Source organism: Sulfurimonas sp. (assembly GCF_029027585.1).
Taxonomy (GTDB): domain Bacteria; phylum Campylobacterota; class Campylobacteria; order Campylobacterales; family Sulfurimonadaceae; genus Sulfurimonas.
Window position 1 is genome coordinate 922336 of sequence record NZ_CP093397.1, and the last position, 15889, is coordinate 938224.

16 protein-coding genes are annotated in these 15889 nt (G+C 30.9%); 1 reads left to right on the forward strand and 15 read right to left on the reverse strand.

Annotation, left to right across the window (positions count from 1 at the left end; translation table 11 throughout):
• Nucleotides 1-9 precede the first annotated feature (9 nt).
• The 4 genes from MOV50_RS04805 to MOV50_RS04820 are packed head-to-tail and all read right to left on the reverse strand — an operon-like array spanning nt 10 to nt 1955.
• A complete protein-coding gene (locus MOV50_RS04805) occupies nt 10-210 on the reverse strand; it encodes a hypothetical protein (RefSeq protein WP_321779264.1) in 201 nt (66 codons plus the stop codon).
• Nucleotides 207-569, reverse strand: coding sequence for a hypothetical protein (locus MOV50_RS04810; protein ID WP_321779265.1), 363 nt, complete (start codon nt 567-569; stop codon nt 207-209). Before MOV50_RS04810 ends, MOV50_RS04805 begins: the two co-directional genes overlap by 4 nt.
• A 47-nt stretch (nt 570-616) precedes the next feature.
• On the reverse strand, nt 617-1741 hold the full coding sequence (locus MOV50_RS04815) for a Na/Pi symporter (protein ID WP_321779266.1): 1125 nt from the start codon (nt 1739-1741) through the stop codon (nt 617-619).
• 19 nt (nt 1742-1760) lie between these two features.
• Nucleotides 1761-1955 carry a hypothetical protein gene (locus MOV50_RS04820; RefSeq protein ID WP_321779267.1) on the reverse strand — a complete coding sequence of 65 codons (195 nt, stop codon included), beginning with the start codon at nt 1953-1955 and terminating at the stop codon, nt 1761-1763.
• Nucleotides 1956-2085: 130 nt separating this feature from the next.
• On the opposite strand from MOV50_RS04820, the gene MOV50_RS04825 reads away from it, so the two are divergent.
• The gene (locus tag MOV50_RS04825) at nt 2086-2841 is read left to right on the forward strand and encodes a hypothetical protein (RefSeq protein ID WP_321779268.1); all 756 of its coding nucleotides are present in this window, start codon (nt 2086-2088) and stop codon (nt 2839-2841) included.
• Here the strand turns inward: MOV50_RS04825 and MOV50_RS04830 are convergent.
• The 11 genes from MOV50_RS04830 to alaS are packed head-to-tail and all read right to left on the reverse strand — an operon-like array spanning nt 2838 to nt 15783.
• Nucleotides 2838-3332, reverse strand: a complete 495-nt coding sequence (locus tag MOV50_RS04830; protein WP_321779269.1) for a hypothetical protein — start codon at nt 3330-3332, stop codon at nt 2838-2840. The two genes, MOV50_RS04825 and MOV50_RS04830, sit on opposite strands and share 4 nt — an antisense overlap.
• On the reverse strand, nt 3329-5329 hold the full coding sequence (locus tag MOV50_RS04835; protein WP_415846378.1) for a penicillin-binding protein 1A: 2001 nt from the start codon (nt 5327-5329) through the stop codon (nt 3329-3331). The genes MOV50_RS04830 and MOV50_RS04835 overlap by 4 nt, the downstream gene beginning before the upstream one ends.
• Nucleotides 5326-6015, reverse strand: a complete 690-nt coding sequence (locus MOV50_RS04840; RefSeq protein WP_321779271.1) for an ATP-binding cassette domain-containing protein — start codon at nt 6013-6015, stop codon at nt 5326-5328. The genes MOV50_RS04835 and MOV50_RS04840 overlap by 4 nt, the downstream gene beginning before the upstream one ends.
• A gap of 23 nt (nt 6016-6038) precedes the next feature.
• A complete protein-coding gene (locus MOV50_RS04845; RefSeq protein ID WP_321779272.1) occupies nt 6039-6923 on the reverse strand; it encodes a Dam family site-specific DNA-(adenine-N6)-methyltransferase in 885 nt (294 codons plus the stop codon).
• Nucleotides 6920-8674 carry an AlwI family type II restriction endonuclease gene (locus MOV50_RS04850; RefSeq protein ID WP_321779273.1) on the reverse strand — a complete coding sequence of 585 codons (1755 nt, stop codon included), beginning with the start codon at nt 8672-8674 and terminating at the stop codon, nt 6920-6922. The genes MOV50_RS04845 and MOV50_RS04850 overlap by 4 nt, the downstream gene beginning before the upstream one ends.
• A 3-nt stretch (nt 8675-8677) precedes the next feature.
• On the reverse strand, nt 8678-10036 hold the full coding sequence (locus MOV50_RS04855; protein WP_321779274.1) for a hypothetical protein: 1359 nt from the start codon (nt 10034-10036) through the stop codon (nt 8678-8680).
• Nucleotides 10033-11046 carry a DNA adenine methylase gene (locus MOV50_RS04860; protein ID WP_321779275.1) on the reverse strand — a complete coding sequence of 338 codons (1014 nt, stop codon included), beginning with the start codon at nt 11044-11046 and terminating at the stop codon, nt 10033-10035. The genes MOV50_RS04855 and MOV50_RS04860 overlap by 4 nt, the downstream gene beginning before the upstream one ends.
• A 25-nt stretch (nt 11047-11071) precedes the next feature.
• Complete coding sequence (locus MOV50_RS04865) at nt 11072-12169, reverse strand: aminotransferase class I/II-fold pyridoxal phosphate-dependent enzyme (RefSeq protein WP_321779276.1); 1098 nt, start codon at nt 12167-12169, stop codon at nt 11072-11074.
• The gene (gene maf / locus MOV50_RS04870) at nt 12166-12711 is read right to left on the reverse strand and encodes a septum formation inhibitor Maf (protein ID WP_321779277.1); all 546 of its coding nucleotides are present in this window, start codon (nt 12709-12711) and stop codon (nt 12166-12168) included. The genes MOV50_RS04865 and maf overlap by 4 nt, the downstream gene beginning before the upstream one ends.
• Nucleotide 12712: 1 nt before the next feature.
• Entirely contained in the window at nt 12713-13195 is a 483-nt protein-coding gene (locus MOV50_RS04875) for a hypothetical protein (RefSeq protein WP_321779278.1), read from the reverse strand.
• Nucleotides 13195-15783, reverse strand: coding sequence for an alanine--tRNA ligase (gene alaS / locus MOV50_RS04880; protein WP_321779279.1), 2589 nt, complete (start codon nt 15781-15783; stop codon nt 13195-13197). Before alaS ends, MOV50_RS04875 begins: the two co-directional genes overlap by 1 nt.
• Nucleotides 15784-15889 lie beyond the last annotated feature (106 nt).

Here is a 15889-nt window from a genome sequence, read left to right on the forward strand (position 1 = left end):
TCAAGAAACTCATTGAAAACACTTAATTGTTTTTTTTAACTTTTTTTTCTCAGTGGAGTCTTCTGTTTTTTTAATTTTCTTTTTTATATTTGCTATTTTTTTTGAAAATGAGCGTTCTAACTTCTCTCTTTTGTTCTCTTTACCCTCTTGAATCTCACTATCTAGCACAAAAAACTTTTCAGCTTTTCTAAATAATTTTTCTATATTCATGAAGCACTCCTTAAATTTTGTATATCACTATCTTTTATCCAGAGGATAGAAGCTGTGTGGATTAAATTTTTAGATATTTCATAGGTAAATGAACTGTCATTTATCAGTGAAGTTGACATTTTTTTCTTAATTAGATTATTTCTAATTAATTCATCTATTTTACCACTTTGGATTAAGTCTAACTTATCAACTTCTTGTTTTAACAGTTCTATGCTAGATAAAACATCCAAATCATCATCAAGCTTTCTAATTTTATTAATAGCATCTATTGTCCCAGCTATCTCTTTTCTCAAAAAATTATACTCATCTTTCATTATTTCATTATTACCATTTAAATAAACTTTTATATTTTTTTGCAACTCTCTTACAGATTTTATGGACTCAACAATATCTCTACATGAAACTTTTAGTTCATATACCTTGTTTTTTGATTTTCACTCATATCTGTTTGTGCGATAGTCGCATAATGAATTATCTGACCATAGAGTTTTTTTATATTTTTATCATAAAAAGTATTTATATCTGTATGAATATCTTTATCTGAGTGCTTTATGACACTAGATATGTCTTTACAACCTAAGTATTGATGTCTGTGAAGAGAGAGAGCATGAGAGAGAACTTCTACAGCATTATCATAAAGATGAATCACCTCTTTTCTTATAACTTCTATGGCAGCTTCAGGAACATTTATAACTACATCATCAAGGTATTTTGCTATATCCACATTTTCTTCTATTACAAAAATTGACTCTAAAAATTTTACAAGTTTAGATGTGAATGGTGCAACTATTAATATACCTAAAAGATTAAAAATAGTGTGAAAAAGAGCTAATTTCATAGCATAATCATCACTTGCAATACCAACTACATTTGATAAAAATCCAACTAAAGAAGCAAGTTGATACAAAAAGACTATTGCTACAAAAGCAGTTACTGTATTAAATATCAAATGAGCAATGGCTAATCTTTTTCCATTCGCATTTGAGCTGAGAGAACCAAGTATTGCAGTGACTGTTGTACCAATATTTGCTCCAATGGCAAGTTGAAGTGCGTTAAAGTACTCAATCTGTCCAGTAGCTAAAGCTGTTATTATAAGAGCCATTGTAGCACTGCTAGATTGAATAAGTACGGTTGCGATAGAACCAATTAGAACATAAACTAAAACACCAAGATAACCATCCATTGCATAAGAAGCTAGATTGATACCATTGTTCAAAGCTTCAAAACCATCTTTCATATAGGCAATACCTAGAAATACAAATCCAAGTCCAACTAAAATAGTTCCTAATCCTTGATATGACTTAGAATCGTTAAACCTGAAAACTACTCCAAAGATTATCATGGGAAGTGCAAACTGTGCTATTTTTATTTTCACTCCAAAAGAAGATACTATCCAAGCTGTCGTTGTTGTTCCAATGTTTGAGCCAAAAATAACGCCAATAGCACCACTTAGCGAAATAAGTTCTGCACTTAAAAAAGAGATGACTATGATGGTAAGAAGAGAAGAACTCTGCACTATTGCAGTTGCCACAAAACCAGCACCGATAGCTTTAGGTACAGATGAAGTTGTTTTTTTTCAAAACTTTTTCCATTAAACCTCCGCTAAAAAGCTTAAAACCATCCTCCATAAAAACCATGCCTATTAAAAAGACAGCGATACCTGCAATAATAAGTTTTGCATCGTCACTTGAAAATAAGACATAGGCTAATAGGAGTAAAAAGAGTGGATAAAAATATTTTTTCATGCTCTATTATACCACTATATCCATCTAATATAATGGTTCAAAAGCTCACTATCTCCATTATAAAAAATTAAATAGCATAATTTATGTAGGTATGGGATATAATTGCATAAATACTTCTTTAGGATATAAAATGTCATCAACAAAACCAACTATTAAACCGAATAACCATAAGATTCACCCATGTCCTAATGATAAGAAATTAGCTCTTGCTCATGACTTAGTTGCTCAAAATACTAAGGAAGATATAATCGTAGTAACTTCAGGTGATACAAGAGTCCTAGAAGAAACTCTAAAGGGTATCAAAGTAATAGATGATAAAACACTTATTAAAGATAAAAATTTAACTTGTACACTTCTTATCAGTTTTGATGTTCCATTAAAAGCTGTTATATATATAGCTAGATTATCTCATACAACAAAAAATGCTGTTTTACTTCTAAATGAAAGTGAACAAAAACTACTTTATCCAATAGAAACTCTTTTAGGTCGTGTTATAAAACAAGAGATTGTTAGCGGTTATGAATACCCTCAAAAAGAGATAAAAGAAACGGATCCAAAAGCTAGAAAACCTCTCTCAAAAGAAAGAATCAAAGAGATTGCCAAAAAAAACTATGATGAAAAAGTAGGTACACCAAAACCAAAAAGTGACAAACCTAAACGAGATTATAAAAAAGATGATGAAAAAGCAACCCAATGGGAAAAAAAGAAAAAAGCTCCTAATAAATTTTTAGGAAAAGATGACAATGGAAAAGCTATATTTTCAGGCAAAAGTGGAGATAGAAACCACCGTTACGATGGAAGTGCAAGAGATTCAAGTTATCCTCCAAAAAAAGTTGGAAGAAAAATCAATATAAAAGCTCTAAAAAAACCTAAAGACCAAGACTAAAATGAAAAGGCGAAAGTAACTTCTGGATAAGAAGTGCTTGAGTCTTTAAATATAGAACTATTATCGTAGAACTCATTTACCCATGCGACACCAATATACGATTTTTTAGAAATTGTATATGCCAAACCAACTTTAGCACCATAAGAAAAATAATCATCATAACCATCACTAACAAAAGTTTCTCTTACAAAAGCTCCAACATACGGTCGAAACTTTTCACTTAATGGTACATAATAATTTACAGGCAAAGTAATTTGATTTAAAGAAGGTGTAGCACCAAACCAACCAACATAACCAAACCCAACAGATAAATCATTCATAACAAAATACTCAGCACTTACTCCAGCAATGGTGTAATTTTGAGTTTTACGATTAACATTAATTGAACCTCCCCCAACTATAACACCTAAACCTAAATTACCTTTTTCAAATAACTCTGCATGACTAATACTACTTAATAAAATAAGCGAAACAATAATGTTTTTTATCAAAATAACAACTCCTCTTCTGGATTTACTTCATTTTCTATGCGTGGTGGTTTAGATATATCACTAAAATATTCTTTTCTTTTATCTACTTCTACTTCTATTATTCCCTCAGGTGCAATAAACTTTCTTTGTATCTGAGGGTATAATTTTAAAAGACTTTGGTAAAATTGTGAAAAGGCAGGACCCGCAATTTTCCCACCTGTTTCCCATCTATGCATCGGAGTATTATCATCATTTCCAAACCATACAATAGTTTCAACAGTAGGAGAGTAACCCGCGAACCAACCATCAACATTGTTGTTTGTTGTACCCGTTTTACCTGCAAGTTCTATGCCTCTTGCTCTCGCTCTTCTACCTGTTCCACGATTAACTACATCTCTTAAAATTGTTGTCATTATATATGCTTGAGTTGGTTCAGTAATAAATTTAGTTTCTTCTAGTTTTTTATATATAATATGTCCACCTTTATCTATGATGTTGATAAGGTGTGGTTGAACTTGCAATCCATGATTTGCAAACGAAGTGTAATATTTTGCAAGTTGTAAGGGAGATAAAGAGATAGTCCCAAGGGAGATAGAAAGGTCATGAGGTAAGTTCTCTATACCAAATTTCTCAAACTCTCTTAAAAGCTGAGGAAGACCTATATCATTTACAAGGTTAATAGTTGCTAGATTTCTCGAATGGATCAAAGCTTCTCGTAAACTTATAAGACCTTTATAGTTTTTTTCATAATTTCTTGGTTGCCATTTCATCTCTTTGCCATCTTTTTCATACTTGTATGTCCTAGCAATATCTACAAGTTTAGTCGCTCCAGAATAACCTAAATCAACTGCAACTTGATAGATAAAAGGCTTAAAAGCAGACCCAGGTTGTCTTCGCCCTTGAGTAGCACGATTATATGATGAAACTTTATAATCAACACTACCAACAAGAGCTAAAATATCTCCTGTTTTTGAGTCAAGTGAAACAAGTGCTCCATTTAAAAGAGTAGTATTTGTATCTCCTGCTATTTCCCATGTTGGGTCTTTTAGAAGTATCTCTTGATCTTTTATCTTATAAGCTTCTATACGCTCTAGTGACAAACCATAAGCATTTTTAAGTGCTACTCTTGCTGCGTCTTGAAGCCTTAAGTCGATAGTAGTATATATCTCATAACCACCTGTTTTAATGTCATCAACTCCTAAAGCTCTAGCGCGTCTTGTAACTTCGTCAACGATAAAAGGTGCTCTGTTTTGAGTTAGAGTATCATTAAAAACTTCAGGAGATTCAGCTAAAGCCTCTTGATAAGCAAGTTCATCTATCCAACCAAGTGTACGCATTCTAGTTATCACACGATTTGCTCTACCCATAGAAATTTCATAATTTTTTGTAGGAGCATATGTACTTGGTGCTTTTGGAAGTCCTACTAAAATAGCCATCTCTTTTAAAGTTAAATCATCAAGTTTCTTATGAAAATATCCATCTGCTGCTGTTTTTATACCATAATATCCATGACCATAATATATCTCATTTAAGTAGCACTCTAATATCTGCTCTTTACTTAAAGCATTTTCAAGTTTTAAAGCAAAAATAGCCTCTTTTATCTTTCGTGAGAGTTTTTTCTCTCTTGTTAAAAGTACATTTTTGACTAACTGCTGAGTAATTGTACTTGCACCTTCAACTGCTCTCCCTGCTCTTATAACTTTTATGGCAGCACGAAAAATAGCATCTATATTTATCCCGGGATGCTCAAAAAAAGTTGTATCTTCAATGGCAACAAGTGCTTCAATAATTTTTGGTGGTATTTGAGAAAAAGTTGCATAATATCTGTGTTTTTTATTGAAAATATTTGCTATTTTATCGCCATTTTTATCATAAACTCTTGTTGTTACTTCTGGCTTATAATTTGTTAAAGTAGATATATCATAGTTATACGCCATCAAGAAATATCCTAAAACTAAAAATGGAGATAAAAATCCAAGTAGTAAAATACCAAAAAATATATTCTTCATTTTCATCATCTTCTAAATTCCCTATTTGCAAAACCTGCATTTATTAATGTTTTTGTATAAGCCTCTTGAGGGTTCAACAAAATTTCGTTCATTTTTCCATCTTCTACAATTTTTCCATCTCTTAAAACACAGATATCTTCACAAAGTGCTTTTGCTGAAGTTATATCATGTGTTACTAAAAGCATCTTAAAGCCATGAAGCTGCTGTAACTCTTTTAACAAGTCTAAGATTAAAACTCTTGTTTGAGGGTCAAGTGCTGTTGTCGGCTCATCAAGAAGTATAAGCTTTGGATTATGTTCTATTGCCATAGCGAGGACAACTCTTTGAAGTTGTCCACCTGAAAGTTCTGGAGCAAATCTATCTGCTAATTCTATATCTAAACCAACTTGAGAAAAAAGCTCTTCTATTTTTTTCTCATCTACAAAAAACTGTTTTTTTATTTTTGTAAGTGGTGATAAAGCTGTAAAAGGGTTTTGAGGCACAAAAGAAATATTGCTACCTACTTTTAACTCAAACTCTGATTGAACTTCTAACTCACACTTCATTGTATTTGGTAACATTCCCAAAAGTGCTTTAAGAGTTAAACTTTTACCACTTCCACTCTGTCCTACAAGAGCCAAAGAAGAAGATATACTAAAACTTATATCCACTAAACTCTTATCATCAATAGTAATTTTTAACTTTTGGATTTTCATAAGTTATTTTATCTAATTTATACCTAATAATTTATGATTAAAACTTCAATTGTGCTATTTATCTTTTTATTTTTTGATTGATAATTGCAGTTATGATAATTATGTTCTAGTTTGTGAACTTTATACTTTTCACTCCACTTGATTAAAAGTTCATTTACTCTTCCCTTATTTTCAAAAACATTAGAAAGGGCAAACTTAATACCTCTAGCATCTAGAGTATCCATATAGTTTAAAAGTTCCAACTCTTTTTCTTCATTCCAAGCTCCATTTTCATTGTAAGTGGCTTGTGTTATTAAGTAAGGTGGGTCAATATACACAAATGAATCTTTTGAAACTTTTATATCCTTGAAATTTTGTGAAATAAAAGTGATGTCCAAAGCACTTAACTTATCTACAAATAATTCCAAATTTCTTTTTATATTTTTGTTAAAATCTCTTTTATTTACAGGAGTATTAAACTCACCTTTTGAGTTAAAGCGTATCTGATTATTAAATGCAAAAATTAGCGTTATATAAAACATGAGAGGGGTTGGATTTTTATTATAATCGGCTCGTAATTTTTCATAAAAGGGTTTGTTATATTTTCCAACACCCACACTTGAGTTAGTATTATACTTTTCATATCCATATTTTGAAGTATTTGATAACTTATATTTTATAATGATTTTTTCTATATCTTTAATGATTTCATCAGCTTTATTTTCTTTAAAATATCTGTACAATTCTATAATATTTGCATCAATATCATTAGCAATAACCTTCTTGGCATCTGCGTTAACAGCGACATTACACCCACCCGCAAATAAATCAACAAAAGTACCTATATTTTTTGGAAAAAGTGGCTCAATTTGTTTTAAAAGTTTATACTTTGAGCCTGTGTAGTTTAGTGGGGATTTTATATAGTTCATGCAATATTACCTATAAAATCTTCTAATACTTTTGGAATTGCTCTTAAAAACTCATCTGAAGTATTCACTTCATCTTTTAAACTTACAATACTTTGTAAAAAAGATTGAAATTGAGAATGGTAAAAAGGTTTATTTTGTTGTTTTAAAACTTTTATAAATTCCAATATTTTTATAATTTGTGAAATTGTTAGAGGTACTATCTTCTGTTTTATTCCTTCATACTCATACTTTATAGAAAACCAAAAAGTATTTATAGTATCGCGATGCATCTTCGGTGCTACAAAGATGCAGTAGTTTTCTTCATTGTCTGAGCTGTTTTCAAAATCTCTAAAATGCCTCATAACAGGCTGACCTTCATTATGCCATTGGTCACGCCCTGCGAGCATTGTAACTTCACAGATGCTATTAAAACTTTCATAATAACACTCAATATCTGGCTTGTTTGCAGGAGCAGTAAATATAAACTCATTATCATCACCAACTAATGAATTTGCTTTTATTTCTTTTGCATCATTTATAATATTTAGTGCCATTGTGATATATTTTTCTAAAGCAATACTAGGTTTTAAATCTAAATTTCTAATATTTATTAAGTTATTTATGGTTTCATCTATTTTAGAAATATTTTGAAGCTCTTTTTTTATTTTTAAATTTTGTAGCTTGGTACGATAAGTTCTAAGTTCATTAATACTCATAGCATCTAGGCTATTGCTAATTGAAAGTTCTTCTTGAAGTTTATCTATTTCTGTAACTATAATTTCAGATATTTTTTTCTTTGACTCTTGTGTTTCCCATGGTAAAACAGGCAAGTTAATATCTGAAATGTATCTAATATATTTTTCTTTAGAAAACTCTTCTGCTCTTCCATCATAACTATTTAACAAGGCCTTTATTTCAACCATTCTTCGTGGTTCTAAGTCTATATAGTAACCTCCACCACGAATATATATTAGTCTTGTAAGTCTAAAATATCTTATTGTATTGTCTGCATAATCTTTTAAATTATCTACATTTGAAAAATCTTGTAAAAAGTCATCTTTATAGCTTTTAACAAACTCTTTTTTTACTTTATGCTCTTTTATTTTTTCATATTTTTTTCTAAATTCTATTAAATATTTAGCTTGTGTTTCTAACTCTTTATAGCTAGTTAATGTCTGAACAAATATCTCAAACTCTTCTCTTGATACACCTTTTTCTTTTAAATTATTTTCTTTACAGAGTTCATTAACTTTATTTATAAGTTGTAAGCTTAAGATGAATGGTTTAATATTATAAATTGAACTATCAGAAAATTCTCTATCAACTGGATTTGGATATTGCCATTTTAAAAAACTTTTAAAAAACAATTCACCTAAATCATACGAGTCTGAAAGCAAATACTCTCCTAAAGATGTGATATAAACTTTAGCATCTACAATAGCAGCTAAACCCATTTTCTCTAAAGTTTTGTATGAGTTTCTTCCCCTCATATCTGCACCAACATAGTTTTTAGATTCAAAAATATCTTTAGCTTCATCCATTGATATTTTTTTGTTTATATCTTCTAATAAGTCTATTTGTTCTTGAGTTAATCCATTATAAAACTGAGTATTTCCAAATCCATAAAATCTATTTTTTATTAGACGGATTTGAAATTCTAACTGAGTTTTTTTATTCCAAACTTCACCTTGCATCTCTTTAAGTGTAATGAGAAAATTTCTTAATCTTTCAGGATTTCTAAGTGTTGTAGAAATTGACCATATTTTTTTCATAACTTACCTTTTTGTCTGTCTTCGTATAGCAATCACGAAGTGATAAAGCACAAAACTTGCCAAAAGTTTATGCATAAACCATAAAAAACTATAATTTTTAAATTCATTCTGTAATTTTAAATTTAAAAAATTAGCAAACTGATTAAATGAATTATAATCAACCATATAAGAATAGTATAAATTAAAGACTAACATAATAGCTGTTATGTTAAATAATTTATTTTTAATTGACCCTAAGTATATTAAAAATAAAGATATACTATATGGGAAAATATGGTTATAATCGTTACTACAATGTAAATTTAATATATTTAATAAAAATAAGCTTATTGCTAAAAACCACAACATACTTAAAAACCAATTTCTCCCAAAGTCTGATATATGCTCATTAATTGAAAATATTAATTTATCTTGCCAATATACACCAGACTTAGTTTTTAATTCTTCCTTATACTTTTTCATCTCCATAACAAAAAAGTTATTTGCTTGTATATAATCTTCTTGCTCATCTAAAACATACTTTAATTGTCTAAATGTATCCCGACTAGCGTTTATTTTCGAAATATTACCCCATAAAAATAAATTAAATTTTGCACCATCAAAAGATGTCTTGTCTATTGTAATACTTCCCGTAATCTCTTCAATATTAAAGTTATTAAAATAAGTATTTGCAAATTCTATTTTATGAAATTTCAAATATTTTAATATTTTAATGTTATTGAATTGTATATAATCAGCTTTTTGAGATACTTTTTCCAAATAAAACTTTTCAACAACTATATTCTCTATTATTAATGTTGATTTTTCAACAAGTTTTACATTATTCATATTTAAAACTTTAGTTTCTGACTTAATAAATTTACATTTCTCTAAGATACAATTTTGAAAAATAAAGGTGCAAAATTTATTTTTTAAATTTGATATTTCACTATTAATTATCTTTGATTCTTGTATTTCTATAACACAACTATTATTTTCAATAAGACTTTGATTAAATATAAAGAATTCCATATCATTTTTTATATTTATTGTTGAAGACTTAAATGTGCAATTATTAAACTCTAATTTATTTTTTACATAATTTTTTATTATTACATCATCCAAAAATAAACATTCTTCAAAAGATACTTCATCCTTTTTATATTCTTCATTACTGAAATAAGGAAAAATATACTGATTTAATTGATTTTCTTCTAAACTATTGAATTTTTCCCAAAAAAACTCTATTTTATATTTGTCCCATTTTTCAAGAGTATCATCTATTTCATAGTCTTCATTTACCCATTCTTGCTTATCGCAATGAAATATACATAAATCATTTTCATATTTGCTGTAATCACAATTATGATGATTGCAAGTCAACGCTCGACCTTCACAAAAAATACTCTCTCTTTATTATCATCATGCTTACTTTTACCAGTTGTAAATGCCTTATAGTCTTTCTCAAAAACTTTTACTTTCCCTCGTCTTGACATAGATTTTATTATCTCTTCATCAGATATTTTTGCATTACTTCTAGAGTTACCTCTATCACCCATGTTGTTGTATGAGAGCAAGATATATTTACATTTTGCATTTATTATCAAGTCATCAAAACTATCGGCTGCACTTTTAAGTGAGTATTCACTTTTGATTTTGGAACGGTCAAACTTTTTTGCTACTCCAAAAACTTCTGGTTTTTTCCATTGTGTTAAGTTTTCAAGTAGATGGTAAGTATCACAATATTGTCTTGAATTATAGGGAGGGTCTAAATAAAGCACATCACATTCTATATCTCGTATGAGCATATTAGCATCTATATTATGAACTTCATTTCTTCTATTTTTATCCAAATCTATATCTAGCATCTTCATCTCGAACTTTTGCTCTCGTATCTCTTTTTTTATGTAAGCATCATAATGCCCAACAGTATTTGCTATGCGGTCAATAGAATAGTTAAGCGAGGTTAAAAGTATATGTTTTTCTTTTAAGTTTATAGCATCTTCTAAAAAAAATCTTTTTATCTCTTCTCTTATAAAACCGATTTTTTTTGCAATCTTTTTTGAAAAATATCTTCCGCCGAAGTTTTTAGAAAAGTAGTTCTCTCTTGAGGTCGTAGATGCGTTAAACTCTTTTATGATTCTTTGTAACTTAGTCTCATCAAAATCTTCATAATTTAAAAAAGCATTTAGAGATACAAAGTTTTGATAGAGTAAGTCATTGGAGATTATCTTTTTATTTTTATCGTTAAAGTATGAACTAACTACACCCGTTCCTGAAAATATATCACAAAATGAGTCAAACTCTCCAACTTCTTTTTTTATGATGTCATCTATAAAATCAAGTATTGAATTTTTGTTACCAAGGTATCTTCGTTGCGATATTTTGTACAAAAATTTTCCTTTTTAATTTGACATATTATTTGATTATTTTAGTCAGTTCTTTACATAGAGCTATTAGCTCTACTTCACTCTGACCAAGTCTTGCGATTAGTCTAACTATTGCACTCTTTACTGTTGGCTGACGAATGCCACCTATTGCATAGCCACTCTTTAGCATTTCATCTTTTATCTCTATCACTTTTTCATTGTCACCTATCATTATTGGAACGATTAAACCATCAACTTTAACACCTAGTTCTTGTAAAACTATCATCTGTCTTAGTCTGATTTCATCTTTTATAATTTCTTTATTTTTTAGTATATATTTTAAAGCATTATGAGCGAGTAGAGTGTCATAAAGAGAAAGTGAAGTTGCATAGATGATAGGTTTCCCACGGTTTATAAGATACTCTATTATATGCTTAGATGCTAAGATAAACGCACCAAAACTTCCATAAGCTTTTCCAAGAGTTCCCATTTTTATATGGTTAGGTTTTATCTCAATGTTATATAGGTCAAAAACTCCCATCAAGCTATCTCCAACAACTCCACTACTATGTGCTTCATCAACTATGAGTATAGCATCTGCACTATCACAAATTTCAAAAACTTCTATCTCTACTAAATCTCCATCCATTGAGTAGATGCCCTCAACTGCTACTATTTTCCTCGAAGCATCTGAAGACTCTAGCATCTGAGTTAAATCTTGCATATCGTTATGCTTAAAAAACTGAACTTTTATGCCATTTAGTCTAGATGCCAATACTCCAGATGCATGATATAACTCGTCCATAAAAAGTTCATCGCCACTTCTTACAAGAGCCTCAATAAGTGCTATATTTGCATTAAATCCACTCCCTAAAATCACTCCGCTCTTAAAACCATTTGCCTCACAAAGAGCATCTTCAAAATCTTTATGAATTTGATGATAACCATTTACTAAAAGAGAGGCTTTTGAACTGTGAAAAGGCTCATTAGATAATGCCTCACAAGTTTGTTTATGAAGTTCTTTATTATGCGAAAGTCCTAGGTAGTCATTAGATGCAAAATCTAAAATATCATTGTCAACTACTTCTCTTGTACGAAATCTTCTTGATTTTTTTAGTGCTTTTATCTCATTTTCATAGTAGTTCATAAAAATGCCTTTAGTAGTTCAACATTTAATCCCATCGCCGTACTCTCATAGCCTCGTACTTCTTTTATGTATGATTTACAAAAACCTTCAACCATACAAGCACCAGCTTTTCCTCTCCACTCTCCATTTCGTAAATACTTCTCTAAATCATCTTTATCAAACTCACTAAAAAGATAATCAGTTTGTGAAATATCTATAATTTTTTTATGTTTTGAGTGGTAAATCATGCAAGTTACGATGCTAGTAATACTTCCGCTTTGAGTCATCAAAATCTCTCTTGCACTTTCAAGTGAGTTAGCTTTTCTAAGTATTTTATTATCTGCAGTTACAACTGTATCTGCCACTAAAAGAGGATAATCCTCAATTCCAAAAGCTTCTATATTTACTTCATATTTTCCTAAAGTTGCTTGATATACAAAGTTTTTAGGGCTAGATGCGATGATGGAATCTTCATCAAATTCTTTTGATTCTTGTAAAAACTCAATACCGGCTTTTTTTAAAAGCATCGCACGAGTGTATGAGGAAGAGGCAAGTCGTATCATTTTAAAGTACTGAAGAAAAGTAAGAACCTATAAATATAGCCGTTACACCAAGCAAAATATTTAGAGGTACCATATATTTACCTATGAGTTCTAATTGGTTTTTCGCAAGAACAAAATCTCCATTATTAAGAGCTTTTTCTGCTTTATTTCTTCGTCTAATCATAAGACCTAGATTAAGAAACATTATTGTCCAAATACCCTCTTTTGCGTAGGCGAAGAGTTTGAATTCACTATCTGAAATTGAGTAGCCTTTTATCATAAATATGGCTGTAAAAAGGAGAAGTAATACAAAGGGAGCAGCGATGCAAAAGAGTCTCTTTAGTGCATCTGCTATTCTCTCTAGTCTTTTGTGTGGTGATTCTATTTTTATAAATGATGGATGAGCGGCGTAACGCATAGCTATCATACCACCAACCCATACAACAGCTGAGATAACATGTAAAAAAACTATAAAAGTTTTGTATTCAGCAAAGATTTCCTGCATTAAGAAAGTACCTCTGTTATGTATGCAAGTGCTTGTGTTTTTGCATCTGGAAGTTTAGTTTTATCTTTTCCACCAGCTTGTGCAAAGTCAGGACGACCGCCACCACCACCACCAAGGATTGGGGCAATTTTTTTAATCCAATCTCCAGCTTTAGCATCTGCACCTTTAACACCAGCAGCTATAAGAACTTTATCCCCTTTAACTTGAAAAAGCATTGCACAAAGTTTTTCATTTTGGTTTTTAAGTTCATCTATCTTTTCTTTTATATCTCCAGATGGAAGTTCTTCAACAACAACAGCTACACCGTTTACTTCATTTGAAGTTATTTCAACTTTCACACTTTCCAAAGACTCTTTAAGCTCTGTTTTTAACTCTATTATGTTTGACTTTAGTCTTGAAATCCCAGCCATAATATCTAGGTTTTTTACTTCAGCCTCAACGCGTTTTATCATAACTCTTTGCTCACAAAAATGCTCATACGCAGCGTGACCAACAACAGCCTCTATGCGTCTAACACCCGCAGAAACTCCACTCTCTTTTGTAATGATAAATGAACCAATATTTGCACTATTATCAACATGAACACCACCACAAAACTCAACTGAAGCATCTGAGAAACTTACAACACGAACTTCATCGCCATACTTCTCGCCAAACTGAGCTTTTGCTCCTGACTTTTTAGCATCTTCTATGCACATAACTTCTGTTTTTGCAGGGATAGCTCTTAAAACATCACGATTTACTCTTGTTTCTATCTCTACTAACTCTTCATGTGTTAAAGCTTTTGGATGAGAAAAGTCAAACCTAAGTCTCTTGTCTTCTACAAGTGAACCTGCTTGAGAAATATGTTCACCTAAAACATCGTATAAAATAGCATGTAAAAGATGAGTCGCTGAGTGATGTTTAATGATTTCTGTTCTTGAAATATCAACTGTTGCTTCAACTACATCTCCAACTTTTAGAGTTTTACTAAGAGTGATTTGTGAAAGATTTAAGCCGAAAAATTTTCTAGTATCTTCTACTTTAGCAAAACCTTCTAACTCTCCGCTATCTCCCATCTGTCCACCACTCTCTGCATAAAATGGAGTTGTATCTAAAAGAACCCAACCGCTCTCACCTACTTGAAGTATATCAGCATGTTTAAATTGTGCATCTAAGAGTGCTAATACTTCTCCAGAATGAGCTAAAAATTCATAACCAACAAAAGTGTTTTCAGCAAATTTTTCTAAAAGTTCTTTAAAATCTCCATGTGCTTGAGAATCTCCACTACCTTTCCAAGCAGCTTTTGCACGAGTTCTTTGTTCAAGCATCAACTCTTCAAATTTTGCAGAATCTAAATCTAGGTTTTTACCCTTAAGCATATCTTCTGTTAGGTCTAGTGGAAAACCAAAAGTATCGTAAAGTTTAAAAGCAACCTCACCACTAAAAATATACCCCAGGGTACTCTCTCTGTCTTCGACATTCACCTTGTCTTTTGTATTTTTTAACTCTTCTTCAAAAAGCTCTATTCCTGACTCAATAGTCTTAAAAAATCTAGCTTCTTCAAGTTGAATTTGTTCTTTTACTACATTTGCTTTTGTGATTAGGTAGTCATACTCTCCACCCATAATCTCTACAACACTATCAACAAGTTTGTACATAAAAGCTTCTCTAAATCCAAGAAGATAACCATGTCTTACAGCACGACGCAAGATGCGACGAAGCACATAACCACGACCTTCATTTGAGAAGTTTATTCCTTGAGCTAAAAGAAAAAGTGCCGTTCTAATATGGTCAGCGATAACTCTATATGAAGCTCCTGTTGCGTACTTATACTCTTTACCTATAAGAGTTTGTACCTTGTTTATGATTGGCATAAAAAGTGATGAGTCATAGTTAGAACGCTTACCTTCTTTTATGGCAACAACTCTTTCAAGTCCCATACCGGTGTCAATAGAAGGTTTTGGAAGTGGAGTCATTGAGCCATCTGATGATTTATCATACTGCATAAAAACAAGATTCCAAATCTCTAAAAATCTATCGCCTTCTCCACCAAGATAATCTTCTTTGCCATTAAAGTGTTCTTCACCTTGATCATAAAAAATCTCAGAACATGGTCCACACGCTCCTGTATCTCCCATAGACCAAAAGTTATCTGCATCTCCTAGTCTTAAAATCTTATCTGCTGGAACATGTTTTTTCCAAAGTTTTTCAGCTTCATCATCACTCTCATGAACTGTTACCCAAAGCTTATCAACAGGAAGTTTAATAACCTCAGTCAAAAATTCCCAAGCATAGTCAATCGCTTCTTCTTTAAAGTAATCTCCAAAGCTAAAGTTTCCTAGCATCTCAAAAAATGTATGATGCCTAGCAGTATGCCCAACATTTTCCAAGTCATTATGCTTTCCACCCGCTCTTAAACATGTTTGACATGACGATGCTCTTGGGTTTGTAGGTCGTGGAACTTCACCTGTAAAAATCGACTTAAAAGGTACCATTCCTGCATTGTTAAACAAAAGTGTTGCATCTTCTGGCACTAAAGGTGCAGATGCTACTCGTTCATGATTTTTTGACTCAAAATATTTTAAATACTCTTCTCTAATGTCCATCTATTATTCTCTTTTATAAAATTAAGCGATTATATCTAAAACAGTTTTAATCTTTTATATTTTCTAAGTTAAAAAGATGTATACTGTACTAATGTAACCTAAATCC

Excerpts from the sequence above, each read along its gene's own strand:
- MOV50_RS04850 (WP_321779273.1), bottom strand. The coding sequence starts at position 8,674 with ATGAAAAAAATATGGTCAATTTCTACAACACTTAGAAATCCTGAAAGA.
- MOV50_RS04845 (WP_321779272.1), bottom strand. The coding sequence starts at position 6,923 with ATGAACTATATAAAATCCCCACTAAACTACACAGGCTCAAAGTATAAA.
- maf (WP_321779277.1), bottom strand. The coding sequence starts at position 12,711 with ATGATACGACTTGCCTCTTCCTCATACACTCGTGCGATGCTTTTAAAA.
- MOV50_RS04875 (WP_321779278.1), bottom strand. The coding sequence starts at position 13,195 with ATGCAGGAAATCTTTGCTGAATACAAAACTTTTATAGTTTTTTTACAT.
- MOV50_RS04805 (WP_321779264.1), bottom strand. The coding sequence starts at position 210 with ATGAATATAGAAAAATTATTTAGAAAAGCTGAAAAGTTTTTTGTGCTA.
- MOV50_RS04840 (WP_321779271.1), bottom strand. The coding sequence starts at position 6,015 with ATGAAAATCCAAAAGTTAAAAATTACTATTGATGATAAGAGTTTAGTG.
- MOV50_RS04865 (WP_321779276.1), bottom strand. The coding sequence starts at position 12,169 with ATGAACTACTATGAAAATGAGATAAAAGCACTAAAAAAATCAAGAAGA.
- MOV50_RS04835 (WP_415846378.1), bottom strand. The coding sequence starts at position 5,329 with ATGATGAAAATGAAGAATATATTTTTTGGTATTTTACTACTTGGATTT.
- MOV50_RS04825 (WP_321779268.1), top strand. The coding sequence starts at position 2,086 with ATGTCATCAACAAAACCAACTATTAAACCGAATAACCATAAGATTCAC.
- alaS (WP_321779279.1), bottom strand. The coding sequence starts at position 15,783 with ATGGACATTAGAGAAGAGTATTTAAAATATTTTGAGTCAAAAAATCAT.
- MOV50_RS04820 (WP_321779267.1), bottom strand. The coding sequence starts at position 1,955 with ATGAAAAAATATTTTTATCCACTCTTTTTACTCCTATTAGCCTATGTC.